At 59.1% G+C, this 12,827-nt stretch carries 12 protein-coding genes; 8 read left to right on the top strand and 4 right to left on the bottom strand.

Going from position 1 to position 12,827, the window contains the following annotated elements:
• Positions 1-5: 5 nt before the first annotated feature.
• Both NVB75_RS10650 and NVB75_RS10645 read right to left on the bottom strand, forming a co-directional pair.
• On the bottom strand, positions 6-794 hold the full coding sequence (locus NVB75_RS10650; RefSeq protein WP_003210582.1) for a VacJ family lipoprotein: 789 nt from the start codon (positions 792-794) through the stop codon (positions 6-8).
• Complete coding sequence (locus NVB75_RS10645; RefSeq protein WP_010166231.1) at positions 787-2,085, bottom strand: serine protein kinase PrkA; 1,299 nt, start codon at positions 2,083-2,085, stop codon at positions 787-789. Before NVB75_RS10645 ends, NVB75_RS10650 begins: the two co-directional genes overlap by 8 nt.
• 236 nt (positions 2,086-2,321) lie before the next feature.
• Between NVB75_RS10645 and NVB75_RS10640 the strand changes: the two genes are divergently transcribed.
• Positions 2,322-2,690 carry a hypothetical protein gene (locus tag NVB75_RS10640; protein ID WP_258347115.1) on the top strand — a complete coding sequence of 123 codons (369 nt, stop codon included), beginning with the start codon at positions 2,322-2,324 and terminating at the stop codon, positions 2,688-2,690.
• Positions 2,691-2,788: 98 nt separating this feature from the next.
• On the opposite strand, the gene NVB75_RS10635 is transcribed toward NVB75_RS10640, so the two are convergent.
• Positions 2,789-4,342 carry a glycosyl hydrolase family 17 protein gene (locus NVB75_RS10635; RefSeq protein WP_258347114.1) on the bottom strand — a complete coding sequence of 518 codons (1,554 nt, stop codon included), beginning with the start codon at positions 4,340-4,342 and terminating at the stop codon, positions 2,789-2,791.
• Positions 4,343-4,672: 330 nt separating this feature from the next.
• Between NVB75_RS10635 and NVB75_RS10630 the strand changes: the two genes are divergently transcribed.
• The 3 genes from NVB75_RS10630 to NVB75_RS10620 all read left to right on the top strand — a co-directional run bounded on the left by NVB75_RS10630 (position 4,673) and on the right by NVB75_RS10620 (position 7,731).
• Positions 4,673-5,524: a glycine betaine ABC transporter substrate-binding protein gene (locus tag NVB75_RS10630; protein ID WP_258347113.1), complete on the top strand. Its 852-nt coding sequence runs from the start codon at positions 4,673-4,675 to the stop codon at positions 5,522-5,524.
• Between the two features lie 240 nt (positions 5,525-5,764).
• Entirely contained in the window at positions 5,765-6,076 is a 312-nt protein-coding gene (locus tag NVB75_RS10625; RefSeq protein ID WP_003210577.1) for a DUF485 domain-containing protein, read from the top strand.
• Positions 6,073-7,731 carry a cation acetate symporter gene (locus NVB75_RS10620; protein WP_003210576.1) on the top strand — a complete coding sequence of 553 codons (1,659 nt, stop codon included), beginning with the start codon at positions 6,073-6,075 and terminating at the stop codon, positions 7,729-7,731. Before NVB75_RS10625 ends, NVB75_RS10620 begins: the two co-directional genes overlap by 4 nt.
• A gap of 162 nt (positions 7,732-7,893) precedes the next feature.
• Here the strand turns inward: NVB75_RS10620 and gltA are convergent, their stop codons facing one another.
• Positions 7,894-9,183: a citrate synthase gene (gltA, locus tag NVB75_RS10615; RefSeq protein ID WP_003210575.1), complete on the bottom strand. Its 1,290-nt coding sequence runs from the start codon at positions 9,181-9,183 to the stop codon at positions 7,894-7,896.
• A 363-nt stretch (positions 9,184-9,546) separates the two neighbouring features.
• Here gltA and sdhC point away from each other — a divergent pair, with 363 nt between their 5' ends.
• The 4 genes from sdhC to NVB75_RS10595 are packed head-to-tail and all read left to right on the top strand — an operon-like array spanning position 9,547 to position 12,778.
• A complete protein-coding gene (sdhC, locus tag NVB75_RS10610; RefSeq protein ID WP_008433998.1) occupies positions 9,547-9,921 on the top strand; it encodes a succinate dehydrogenase, cytochrome b556 subunit in 375 nt (124 codons plus the stop codon).
• On the top strand, positions 9,915-10,283 hold the full coding sequence (gene sdhD, locus NVB75_RS10605) for a succinate dehydrogenase, hydrophobic membrane anchor protein (protein ID WP_003210573.1): 369 nt from the start codon (positions 9,915-9,917) through the stop codon (positions 10,281-10,283). The genes sdhC and sdhD overlap by 7 nt, the downstream gene beginning before the upstream one ends.
• A gap of 3 nt (positions 10,284-10,286) precedes the next feature.
• Positions 10,287-12,062 (top strand): succinate dehydrogenase flavoprotein subunit, encoded by a 1,776-nt coding sequence (gene sdhA / locus NVB75_RS10600; RefSeq protein ID WP_003210572.1) that lies wholly within the window; start codon positions 10,287-10,289, stop codon positions 12,060-12,062.
• A gap of 11 nt (positions 12,063-12,073) precedes the next feature.
• Entirely contained in the window at positions 12,074-12,778 is a 705-nt protein-coding gene (locus NVB75_RS10595) for a succinate dehydrogenase iron-sulfur subunit (RefSeq protein ID WP_003210571.1), read from the top strand.
• Positions 12,779-12,827: the final 49 nt, after the last annotated feature.

Genomic DNA, 12,827 nt, shown 5'->3' with positions numbered 1-12,827 from the left:
AGGCATTACTCGGCGATCTGCAACTTGCGCGCCTCGGTGTACACGTAGCGCACCTTTTCATACTCGAACGGCGAGTTCATCTGGCCGTAGCGGAAGCTGGTCTGGTAGCGCTTGTCGACCGCGCGCAGGGCCCAGATTTCCGGGTGGTTTTCGCTGACCTTGGACACGTTCAGGAAATTGATCTCGGTCTCGGCGCCGTAGTCCACCAGCAGGCCGGTGGTGTCCCGCAGGTTCGACGGACCAAACAGCGGCAGCACCAGGTAGGCGCCGCCCGGTACACCGTAGAAGCCCAGGGTCTGGCCGAAGTCTTCGCTTTGGCGCGGCAGGCCCATGGCGGTGGCTGGGTCCCACAGACCGGCGATGCCGATGGTGGTGTTGAGCAGCAGGCGCCCGGTGGTTTCCAGGGAACGATGGCCCTTGAGTTGCAGCAGGCTGTTCAACAGGTTGGGCACATCTCCCAGGTTGTTGAAGAAGTTGCTGACGCCGGTACGCAGGAAGCTTGGGGTGACATAACGGTAACCGTCCACCACCGGCAGGAACACCCACTGGTCGAAGCGGTAGTTGAAGTGGTAGACCCGGCGGTTCCACGACTCCAGCGGGTCGTAGACATTCAGGGCGTTGACCGACGAACGCTCAAACTCACGCTGGTCCAGGCCGGGGTTGAACTTGAGATGGCTCAGTGGCTCCTTGAAGCCGTCGGAGTCCACTACGGTCGGCGTGTGAGCCTTGCTGTTGTCGGCATTGGCCACGCCCGCGCACATCAGGGCGGCGAGCAGCAGAAGATATTTAGCCACGGAAGAACTCCAGCATGGCGTCGGCGTTGACGCGGTAATTGAGGTTGCCGCAATGGCCGCCCAAGGGGTAGACGGTCAAGCGATCGCCGAAGGTTTTACGCAGGAAGCCAAGGTCGCCCGGGCCCAGGATCACGTCGTCGGCGTTGTGCATGACGGCGATTTTCGGGCTGTCGTGCAGGTAGTCCTTGAGGGCATACAGGCTGACCTGGTCAACCAGTTGCAACAGGCTGCCACCGTCGGAACGGGCGCGCCACATCGGGATCACCTGTTCGGTGAGGTAGCAGTCGAAGTCGCACTGCAGCGCACGCTTGAGGAATGGGGTGAGGCTGGTGCCTTCGCTGATCGGGTACTTGGGCGGGATGATCAGGCCGCGGCGGTTGATCAGGTCCGAGGTGAAGGCGATGTCGGCCGCCGAGAAGCGGAACGAGGTGCCGATCAGCATCGCCATCTGTTCGTTGGTCAGGTGTTCCTTGGAGTTCTGGAAGTCGTACAGCAGGGCATCGTTGAGGTCGATGTAGCCCTTTTGCTGGAAGTAGCGGGTCAGCTTGTTCAACACCAGCTCATAAAAGGTGGTGCTGTTGTTGATGCCCTTGACCTCGGTCTGCACCAGCTTGTCGAGGTTGGTGATCGAGGTATAGAGGTTGACCGGCGGGTTCAGCAGCAGGACTTTCTTGAAGTTGAAGCTGCGACGGGTTTCGTCCAGTTTGCTGACAAAGGCTGCGTCGAGGGCGCCGAGGCTGTAGCCAGTGAGGTAGAAGTCGGTTACGGGCAGCGTGGGGTTTTGCGCGCGTACGGCCTGCATCACGCGGTACATGTCTTCGGCGTCTTCCTGGCTGATGCCGGGCGTGGCGAAGCGCGAGGCGGCGGCGATGAAGTCGAAGCTGGTGGGGGACGACAGCTGGACGACGTGGTAACCGGCCTTGTAGTACAGCTTTTTCAGGTATTCGTTGATGGTGCTGTCAAAGCGTGCACCAGTGCCGGCGATCAGGAAGATCAGCGGTGCGGCACGGTCTTGCTTGGCGATGCGGTAGGTGAGTTTCTTCACTGCCCAGAAGTTGTCGGGCAGGCTGAACTCGCGCTCGGGGCGCATCGTCAGGGTGTAGTCGGATTGATTGATTTCATCGTCGGACGGCAGTTCCGGCCGCAGGTTCGGCGGGGTGGTCGCGATGGTCGCTTCAAACGGGTTGGTCAAAGGGTAGCCATAGCTGGCCTGGTCGATATCGACCGCCAGTGCTGACGCACTCAGAAAAAGGCTGCCCAACAGGGCCGCACAGCGCAAGGAACGGAGCATGACTAAATCCCTAAGAGGAAAACGTGCTGAAGTGGAGTTCGCAGGCTATGACCACCGCGTTGCTGCCGAAGTGCCAGCCTTCGGCACTAAAAGTCGGAAAAAACGTCGGAATCGGGGTAATAGTAGCGAGACGATACACTTTGCCACGCCTTAATGAATACTTATCTGTGTGCAAAACTTGCCAACGGCCACCGGGGGATTAAGCTGGGCGCCGTTTTCGCCTATCGGAGTGCCCCATGTCCCGCCGTTTTCCGCTGATTCTGTTGCTTATTGCCCTGCCGCTTTGGCTGGCCGCCAGTTATGGCGCGCGTTATGGATTCATGGAGGATGGCCGCTGGGTGGGCATTTGTGCTGATGAGGCCAGCCGCTGGGAATGCCAGGTGCGTTCCAATCTGGGGTTGATGATTCACTTCAAGGTGCTGGGCTGGGCGGCGTTGATCACGTCGGTGCTGGCGTTTTTTGTGCCGGGCCCGGCCGGGTGGGGATTGGCGGTGTTGGCACTGGTGTTCGGGTTTCCGGCGTTGGCGTTGTACAACACGACCTTTGCGGTGTTTGCGGTGGTGATTGCGGGGTTGCGGTTGGTCCGTAAGTCTCGCGTCGCCTGATGGGGCCTCTTCGCGAGCAAGCCCGCTCCCACATTTGACCGAGTACATCCCTTGGAATGCGGTCGAGTGTGGGAGCGGGCTTGCTCGCGAAAGCGGTCTTAAGCCTTGCGCACCCGCAAGCAACGCCACAATGCTGCGACCATGAGCAGGCTAACCACCGCCCAACCCCACGCCTGCTGGTTCATCAACCCTTCACGGAACAGCTGCGGCGCAATACCGGCACCGATGATGAACGCCAGCAATGCAATCTCCCGCCGCAGCCCGCTCACCGGACGCACCAGGTACACCAGCGCCGGCAGCACCAGCGCGGCACTCGGGAAGCTGCGATAACGCGGGTCAAACACCAGCGCCAGCATCATGACCGCACCGGCGAACCCGGCGATTGCCACCAGCCAGCCAGCGCGTTGCTCGATCCAGTTGAAGGCGCGTTCACGCCAGCTTTCACGTGCACTCAACGCCAGGGCGGCGTGAGCCAGCACCGCAAGGTTCAAGGCCACCAGCAATCCAGCCCAAACCCACTCATCGGCGAAGCGCGCTGTAACCCGGTTCAATTCGGCCCAGGTGCCGATCGAGCAGGCAGCCACGGCGCCGAGCAACGGCAACACAAACGCCGCACGGGTGGTGCGTACGCGGCCGCCCAACAGCAGCGTACCCAGCAGGATAATCCCGCCAACCCCCAGCCAAACCGGCCAGTACGGCACATTGGTCACCGGCCCTGCCAGCACGCCTTTGTCCTGGCGATCCGCATCGAACAGACCCCAGTAACCCCCCACAGCACCCTCACTGGCGCGTTTCCACGGCTGGTCAAACGCTTCGATCAGGTTGTAGTGCCAGCCATTGGCTTCAGCCATGGCCACGAACCCGCGCATGAACTTGGCTTCGTTGACCCGGCTCGGCACCGCGGTTTCCCGCTGGCGGCCTTCGCTCGGCCAGCCGGTCTCGCCGATCATCACGTCCTTGGGCGCAAACTTGTTGCCGAAGGTCTGGCGAACATCGCCCACATGCTTGAGCGCCTGGTCGATGCCCGACGGGTCATCTTCCCAGTAAGGCAGCAAGTGAATGGTCAGGAAGTCCACCGCCGGAGCGATTTCCGGGTGTTGCAACCAGAACTCCCAGACATCGGCATAAGTGACCGGCTGCTTGATCTGGCTTTTAACCTGCTGGATCAGCCTGACCAACTGCGCCGCGGTAACTTCCTTGCGCAGCAGGGTTTCGTTACCCACGATCACCGACGTGATGACGTCGGGGTTGGCGTTGGCCGAAGCGATCAGCGCATCGACCTCCTTGGCCGTCGCCACCGGATCACTGCTGACCCACGCGCCGCTCATCAGCTTCAGGCCGTGTTTGCGCGCCAGTTCCGGCAAAGCTTCAAGGCCGGTCTGGGAGTAGGTGCGGATGCACTCAAAACGGGTGGCCAGCAACGCCAGGTCAGCGTCCATGCGCTCGGGGCGCAGTTTGAACGGCTGGTCGAATGGCGATTGGTCTTTGTCAAAGGGCGTGTAGGACGCACATTGCAGCTTGTGGCTGGCGCTCGCCACGTCCGGCAGCACCACCGGTTGGCCAAGGCCATACCAATAGCCGCCGAGGGCCAACACACCGAGGATCAGGGCAAATAAATAGGGCAGGAGCGGGAAGCGGGCAGTCGCGGGCATGATCAGGCCGTCTGGGGGCAAAGGCGCGCATCTTACCCGGATTTGTGGCGTCCCAGTGGAGCCGCATAGTTTTGACATGCAAAGTTCGGGCGGGATCGTCGGTGAATATCCTACAAATCGTCCTGCTGGCGATGTGATGTCGTTTCTTGCTTACCTGAGGTCGCAGTCAGAGCAGGTCGCTTGCGGCAGCAGGTTGATGATCGAAGTGTCAGCCCTCCACTGATGAGGCACCCACGTGATCGATGCGCGTGAAGGGGGCGCGGTGCACCACATAACAACAGGTTGACGTCGCTCGGCATCCGTCGGGCGCAGCACTTTCGGGGAAGCACTATGAAGATGCGACGACTCTTGGGCGCAGCTGCCACTCTGGTAGTTGCGATGAGCTCCACACTGGCCAGCGCCGACAGCAAAACCCTGAGCATCGGCTATGTGGATGGCTGGTCGGACAGTGTCGCCACCACCCACGTGGCGGCAGAAGTGATCAAGCAAAAGCTCGGTTATGACGTGAAACTGCAAGCGGTCGCCACCGGGATCATGTGGCAAGGCGTGGCCACCGGCAAACTCGACGCCATGCTCTCCGCCTGGCTGCCGGTGACTCACGGTGAATACTGGACCAAGAACAAGGACAAGGTGGTCGACTACGGCCCCAACTTCAAGGACGCCAAGATCGGCCTGATCGTGCCTGAGTACGTGAAAGCCAAATCCATCGAAGACCTCAAGACCGACACCACCTTCAAGAACAAGATCGTCGGCATCGACGCCGGTTCAGGCGTGATGCTCAAGACCGATGAAGCGATCAAGGCCTATGGCCTGGACTACAAGCTGCAAGCCAGTTCGGGCGCGGCGATGATCGCCGAGCTGACCCGTGCCGAAGACAAACAGGAATCCATTGCGGTCACCGGTTGGGTGCCACACTGGATGTTCGCCAAGTGGAAACTGCGTTTCCTGGACGACCCAAAAGGAATTTATGGTGCTGCTGAAACCGTCAACAGCATCGGCAGCAAAGGCCTGGAAAAGAAAGCCCCGGAAGTCGCGGCGTTCCTGAAGAAATTCCAGTGGGCCTCCAAGGATGAAATCGGCGAAGTCATGCTGGCGATCCAAGAGGGCGCCAAGCCTGAAGCTGCGGCCAAGGACTGGGTGGCCAAGCACCCTGAACGTGTCGCCGAGTGGACCGCTAAATAAGGCGTTAAAACTGTAGGAGCGAGCTTGCTCGCGAAGAACGCAAGGGCACCGCGATCATCCAGAATGAACGCGTTATCGTTGACGTTTTTCGCGAGCAAGCTCGCTCCTACAATTGTTTCTGCACCTTCGCAATCCCTCGCTACACTCCTTCTACTACTAAGGTCGTCTGGAACCTGTTCCTCAGCCGCATACAGTGGATATGTTCCAATAATAAAAAGCTGTGCTGCGAGGATAAAAACAATGAACGACAGCATTTACCTCTCGATTCAAAACAGCCCGCGTTTCAAGGAGCTGGTTAGTAAAAGGGAAAGATTCGCCTGGATTCTCTCGGCAATCATGCTTGGGCTGTACTCCGCTTTCATTCTTCTGATTGCCTATGGGCCGCAAATACTGGGGGCCAAGATCAGCCCCGGTTCGTCCATCACGTGGGGGATCCCTATCGGGGTCGGGCTGATTGTCTCGGCCTTCGTCCTCACCGGCATCTATGTACGACGCGCCAACGGCGAATTCGACGACCTGAACAATGCGATTCTCAAGGAGGCTGCGCAATGATCCGTCGTCTATTGGCTGTACTCGGCGCTTCGGCCTTTGCACCTGCCGTTTGGGCGGCCGATGCACTGACCGGCGAAGTGCATAAACAACCGCTGAATATCGCAGCGATCCTGATGTTCGTGGCCTTCGTCGGCGCGACCTTGTGCATCACCTACTGGGCGTCCAAGCGCAACAAGTCGGCGGCCGACTACTATGCGGCCGGCGGCAAGATCACCGGGTTCCAGAACGGTCTGGCGATTGCCGGTGACTACATGTCGGCAGCCTCCTTCCTGGGGATTTCCGCGCTGGTGTTCACCTCCGGCTACGATGGCCTGATCTACTCGATCGGCTTCCTGGTGGGCTGGCCGATCATTCTGTTCCTGATCGCCGAGCGCCTGCGTAACCTGGGCAAATACACCTTTGCCGACGTGGCGTCCTATCGCCTGGGGCAAACCCAGATCCGCAGCCTGTCGGCGTGCGGCTCTTTGGTGGTGGTGGCGTTCTACCTGATCGCGCAGATGGTTGGCGCGGGCAAGCTGATCCAGCTGCTGTTCGGCCTGGATTATCACGTCGCGGTGATCCTGGTAGGCATCCTGATGTGCCTCTATGTGTTGTTCGGCGGCATGCTGGCGACCACCTGGGTACAGATCATCAAGGCAGTGCTGCTGCTGTCCGGTGCCTCGTTCATGGCGCTGATGGTGATGAAACACGTCAACTTCGACTTCAACATGCTGTTTGCCGAGGCGATCAAGGTTCACCCTAAAGGTGAAGCGATCATGAGCCCGGGCGGCCTGGTGAAAGACCCGATTTCGGCGTTCTCCCTCGGCCTGGCACTGATGTTCGGTACCGCTGGCCTGCCGCACATCCTGATGCGCTTCTTCACCGTGAGTGACGCAAAGGAAGCGCGCAAGAGCGTGCTGTATGCCACTGGCTTCATCGGCTACTTCTATATCCTGACCTTCATCATCGGCTTCGGCGCGATCCTGCTGGTCAGCACCAACCCGGCGTTCAAGGATGCTGCAGGTGCCTTGCTCGGCGGTAACAACATGGCGGCGGTGCACCTGGCCAACGCGGTGGGCGGCAGTATCTTCCTGGGCTTCATCTCGGCCGTGGCGTTTGCCACCATCCTGGCAGTGGTTGCCGGTTTGACCCTCGCGGGTGCTTCGGCGGTGTCCCATGACCTGTACGCCAGCGTGATCAAGAAAGGCAAGGCCAACGAGAAGGATGAGATTCGCGTATCGAAGATCACCACCATCGCCCTGGCAGTACTGGCGATTGGCTTGGGCATCCTGTTTGAAAGCCAGAACATCGCGTTCATGGTGGGCCTGGCGTTCTCCATTGCGGCCAGCTGTAACTTCCCGGTGCTGCTGCTTTCCATGTACTGGAAAAACCTCACCACCCGCGGTGCGATGATTGGTGGCTGGCTGGGCTTGATCAGTGCCGTTGGCCTGATGATCCTCGGCCCAACCATCTGGGTCTCGATCCTGCACCATGAGAAGGCGATCTTCCCTTACGAGTACCCGGCGCTGTTCTCGATGATCATTGCGTTCATCGGCATCTGGTTCTTCTCCATCACCGACAAGTCGGCGGCGGCAGAGAAGGAACGTGCGCTGTACTTCCCGCAGTTTGTGCGTTCGCAGACTGGCCTGGGGGCGAGTGGGGCGGTTAGCCACTAAGCCTGTAACAGTTACAAAAAAATGCCCCGGTCGTGAGATCGGGGCTTTTTTTTGCCTTTATTGGTAACAGATACGACAAAACTGTTTCTCAAATCCGGCACAAATAAAAACGGCCTCTCTATCAAGGGAGGCCGTTTTCGGTGTAGCCAAGTAGCGATCAGCTTACTTGCGGTCTTCCAGCTTGGTGATGTCACGCGACTCGTAGCCGGTGTACAGCTGGCGCGGACGGCCAATCTTGTACGGGCTGGAGAGCATTTCTTTCCAGTGGGAGATCCAGCCCACGGTCCGCGCCAGGGCGAAGATCACGGTGAACATGCTGGTTGGAATGCCGATCGCCTTGAGGATGATCCCCGAGTAGAAGTCGACGTTCGGGTACAGCGAGCGCTCGATGAAGTACGGGTCGGTCAGGGCGATCTCTTCCAGGCGCATGGCCAGTTCGAGTTGCGGATCGTTCTTGATCCCCAGTTCCTTCAGCACTTCGTCGCAGGTTTTCTTCATCACGGTGGCGCGCGGGTCGCGGTTCTTGTAGACCCGGTGACCGAAGCCCATCAACTTGAACGGATCGTTCTTGTCCTTGGCCTTGGCGATGAACTTGTCGATGTTGGACACATCGCCGATTTCATCGAGCATGGTCAATACGGCTTCGTTCGCACCGCCGTGGGCAGGGCCCCACAGTGCGGCGATGCCGGCGGCGATACAGGCGAACGGGTTGGCACCCGAAGAGCCCGCCAGGCGCACGGTAGACGTCGAGGCGTTCTGTTCGTGGTCGGCGTGGAGGATGAAGATCTTGTCCATCGCGGCGGCCAGCACCGGGCTGATCGGTTTGATCTCGCACGGGGTGTTGAACATCATGTGCAGGAAGTTTTCCGCGTACGTCAGGTCGTTGCGCGGGTACATCATGGGTTGACCCATGGAGTACTTGTAAACCATTGCGGCCAGGGTAGGCATCTTGGCAACCAGGCGGATCGCGGAGATTTCGCGATGCTGCGGGTTATTGATGTCCAGGGAGTCGTGATAGAAGGCCGACAGGGCGCCGACTACGCCGCACATGACGGCCATTGGGTGGGCGTCGCGACGGAAGCCGTTGAAGAAGGTCTTCAACTGCTCGTGAACCATGGTGTGGTTCTTCACGGTGCTGACAAACTGGGCCTTTTGCTCAGCTGTTGGCAATTCGCCATTAAGCAGCAGGTAGCAGGTTTCCAGGTAGTCCGACTGTTCAGCAAGCTGTTCGATCGGGTAGCCGCGGTGCAGCAAGATACCGTTATCACCGTCGATATAGGTGATCTTCGACTCGCAAGAGGCGGTCGACATGAAGCCTGGGTCAAATGTAAAACGGCCCGTGGCCGTCAGGCCCCGTACGTCGATAACATCGGGACCAACGGTGCCGGTTAAAATGGGCAGCTCGACGGGGGCTGCGCCCTCGATGATCAACTGCGCTTTTTTGTCAGCCATGTGGCCTCCTATTTATGCTTCAAATCATCAGACAGACCCCCCACGCAGGGCCCGCACCACTATAGTGAGATAAATTCAGATGTCAATTTGCCTAAAGTCTTGCTCCAGAAGGCTTTAACCGTACTTTTTCCTCGAAATTACCTGCCGTTTACGCCTTTTATGCCGCCAGCGCAATGCGCTATTAGGGTGAGGAGTGCGCGTTGTCATTAGTTGCCTAACTGTCTATACTCGGCCTCCGACCGCCAGGGGCTTTTGGGCCCGTTTTGATGGGGGTCGCACTCCCTGGGTGGTGGTTACCTGACCAGTGCACTCCCCAACAACTTTGCCCTGATTGTTAGGGGCTCTTCAGTGTGAAAAAAAGCCGTGAATAGCCAACGACCTGTAAACCTAGACCTAAGGACCATCAAACTCCCCATCACCGGCGTAACGTCATTCCTGCACCGTGTATCCGGCATCATCCTGTTTCTTGGCCTGGGCATCATGCTTTATGCATTGAGCAAATCCCTGGGTTCGGAAGAAGGGTACGCCGAGGTGAAGGCATGCTTGACCAGTCCGCTGGCCAAATTCGTCGCCTGGGGCCTCCTGTCCGCTCTGCTTTATCACCTTGTGGCCGGTATTCGCCACTTGATCATGGACATGGGTATCGGTGAGACGCTGGAAGGCGGCAAGCTGGGCTCGAAAATCGTCATCGCCATTTCCGTGGTGCTGATCGTTCTGGCGGGAGTTTGGATATGGTAACCAGCGTTACGAACCTGTCGCGTTCGGGCCTCTATGACTGGATGGCGCAACGTGTGTCTGCGGTTGTTCTCGCGGCTTATTTCATCTTCCTGATCGGGTACCTCGCGGCGAACCCTGGCATTGGCTACGCCCAATGGCACGGCCTGTTCGCTCATAACGGGATGCGCATCTTCAGTCTGCTGGCCCTTGTAGCCCTGGGCGCTCACGCCTGGGTTGGCATGTGGACCATCGCGACCGACTACCTGACGCCGATGGCGCTGGGCAAGTCCGCGACAGCAGTACGGTTTCTCTTCCAGGCAGTATGCGGCGTCGCGATGTTCGCTTACTTCGTCTGGGGTGTGCAGATTCTTTGGGGTATCTGATTCATGGCTAACACAGTTAATACGCTTTCATTCGACGCCATCATCATTGGCGGCGGCGGTGCCGGCATGCGCGCTGCGCTGCAACTGGCCCAAGGCGGTCACAAGACTGCCGTGATCACCAAGGTGTTCCCGACCCGTTCCCACACCGTTTCGGCCCAGGGTGGCATCACCTGCGCCATCGCCTCCGCCGATCCAAACGATGACTGGCGCTGGCACATGTACGATACCGTCAAGGGTTCCGACTATATCGGTGACCAGGACGCTATCGAATACATGTGCTCCGTAGGCCCGGAAGCGGTCTTCGAGCTGGAGCACATGGGTCTGCCGTTCTCCCGTACCGAACAGGGTCGCATCTACCAGCGTCCGTTCGGCGGTCAGTCGAAAGACTTCGGTAAGGGTGGCCAGGCCGCTCGTACCTGTGCCGCAGCCGACCGTACCGGTCACGCGCTGTTGCACACCCTGTACCAGGCCAACCTGAAGGCCGGCACCGTATTCCTCAACGAATACTACGGCGTCGACCTGGTGAAGAACGAAGACGGTGCCTTTGTAGGCATGATCGTTATCTGCATCGAAACCGGCGAAACCTCTTACGTGCGGGCTAACGCCACCGTATTGGCGACCGGCGGTGCAGGCCGTATCTACTCTTCGACTACCAACGCCCTGATCAACACCGGTGACGGTATCGGCATGGCCCTGCGTGCAGGCGTCCCGGTACAAGACATCGAAATGTGGCAGTTCCACCCGACCGGCATCGCCGGCGCCGGTGTACTGGTTACAGAAGGTTGCCGTGGTGAAGGTGGTTACCTGATCAACAAGAACGGCGAGCGCTTCATGGAGCGTTATGCTCCGAACGCCAAAGACCTTGCCGGTCGTGACGTTGTAGCCCGTTCCATGGTTAAAGAGATCATCGCCGGTAACGGCTGTGGTCCCGATGGCGACCACGTAATGCTGAAGCTCGATCACCTCGGTGAAGAAGTGCTGCACAGCCGTCTGCCAGGCATCATGGAGCTGTCCAAGACCTTTGCCCACGTTGACCCGGCTGTTGCGCCGATCCCGGTTGTTCCAACTTGCCACTATATGATGGGCGGCGTTGCCACCAACATTCATGGCCAGGCGATCACCCAGGACGCCGACGGCGTTGACCAGATCATCCCTGGTCTGTTCGCGGTAGGTGAAGTGGCTTGCGTATCGGTTCACGGTGCCAACCGTCTGGGCGGCAACTCGCTGCTCGACCTGGTGGTATTCGGTCGCGCCGCCGGCCTGTTCCTGGAGCAGACCCTGAAGGAAGGCGTTGATTACGCGCGTCCACGCCAGTCCGACATCGACGCTGCCCTGGCACGTCTGGATGGCCTGAACTCGCGTACCGATGGCGAAGACGTCGCCTCCCTGCGCAAAGAGCTGCAAAGCTGCATGCAGAACTACTTCGGTGTGTTCCGTACCGGCGAATACATGCAGAAAGGTATCGCCCAGCTGGCTGACCTGCGTACGCGCATCGCCAACGTCAAGATCAACGACAAGAGCCAGGCGTTCAACACCGCTCGAATCGAAGCCCTTGAGCTGCAAAACCTGCTGGAAGTGGCTGAAGCGACTGCGATCGCCGCCGAGGTTCGTAAAGAATCCCGTGGTGCTCACGCTCGTGAAGACTATGAAGACCGCGACGACGAAAACTGGTTGTGCCACACCCTGTACTTCCCGGGTGACAAGCGCGTAACCAAGCGTGCCGTGAACTTCTCGCCGAAGACGGTTCCGACGTTTGAACCGAAGATTCGGACTTACTAAGGGTGGCTGCCATGTTGAAAGTCAGTGTTTATCGCTACAACCCTGATCAGGACGCTGCGCCGTTCATGCAGGAATTCCAGGTCGATACCGGTGGTAAAGACCTGATGGTGCTGGACGTGCTGGCCCTGGTTAAAGAGCAGGACGAGGGTTTCTCCTATCGTCGCTCTTGCCGTGAGGGTGTCTGCGGCTCCGACGGCATGAACATCAACGGCAAAAACGGCCTGGCGTGCATCACGCCGCTGTCTTCCGTGGTGAAAGGCAACAAGTTGGTTGTTCGTCCGCTGCCAGGTTTGCCGGTTATCCGTGACCTGGTCGTCGATATGAGCATCTTCTACAAGCAATACGAGAAGGTTAAGCCATTCCTGCAGAACGACACGCCGGCTCCGGCCATCGAGCGTCTGCAGACTCCGGAAGAGCGCGAGAAGCTGGACGGTCTGTACGAGTGCATCCTGTGCGCTTGCTGCTCGACTTCCTGCCCGTCCTTCTGGTGGAACCCCGACAAGTTCCTGGGCCCAGCTGCCCTGCTGCAAGCGTACCGCTTCCTGGCAGACAGCCGTGACACCAAGACTGCCGAGCGTCTGGCTTCGCTGGATGACCCGTTCAGCGTATTCCGCTGCCGCGGGATCATGAACTGCGTCAACGTATGTCCCAAAGGCCTGAACCCGACTAAGGCCATTGGTCACGTACGTAGCATGCTGCTGCAAAGCGGCGTGTAACCGACGTTGTAGTAAAAGCAGGACCGTTGTGCCCGTAGATGCTACGGCG

Origin of the sequence: Pseudomonas sp. CBS, from assembly GCF_024734645.1 — a bacterium.
Taxonomy (GTDB): domain Bacteria; phylum Pseudomonadota; class Gammaproteobacteria; order Pseudomonadales; family Pseudomonadaceae; genus Aquipseudomonas.
This window is presented reverse-complemented; position numbering and strand designations above follow the sequence as displayed.

Bases quoted from the DNA above. Each gene is read 5' to 3' on its own strand.
- NVB75_RS10640 (WP_258347115.1), top strand. From the start codon at position 2,322: ATGTCCCGCCGTTTTCCGCTGATTCTGTTGCTTATTGCCCTGCCGCTT.
- NVB75_RS10645 (WP_010166231.1), bottom strand. From the start codon at position 2,085: ATGCTCCGTTCCTTGCGCTGTGCGGCCCTGTTGGGCAGCCTTTTTCTG.
- NVB75_RS10625 (WP_003210577.1), top strand. From the start codon at position 5,765: ATGAACGACAGCATTTACCTCTCGATTCAAAACAGCCCGCGTTTCAAG.
- NVB75_RS10620 (WP_003210576.1), top strand. From the start codon at position 6,073: ATGATCCGTCGTCTATTGGCTGTACTCGGCGCTTCGGCCTTTGCACCT.
- gltA (WP_003210575.1), bottom strand. From the start codon at position 9,183: ATGGCTGACAAAAAAGCGCAGTTGATCATCGAGGGCGCAGCCCCCGTC.
- NVB75_RS10595 (WP_003210571.1), top strand. From the start codon at position 12,074: ATGTTGAAAGTCAGTGTTTATCGCTACAACCCTGATCAGGACGCTGCG.
- NVB75_RS10635 (WP_258347114.1), bottom strand. From the start codon at position 4,342: ATGCCCGCGACTGCCCGCTTCCCGCTCCTGCCCTATTTATTTGCCCTG.
- sdhD (WP_003210573.1), top strand. From the start codon at position 9,915: ATGGTAACCAGCGTTACGAACCTGTCGCGTTCGGGCCTCTATGACTGG.
- sdhA (WP_003210572.1), top strand. From the start codon at position 10,287: ATGGCTAACACAGTTAATACGCTTTCATTCGACGCCATCATCATTGGC.
- NVB75_RS10630 (WP_258347113.1), top strand. From the start codon at position 4,673: ATGAAGATGCGACGACTCTTGGGCGCAGCTGCCACTCTGGTAGTTGCG.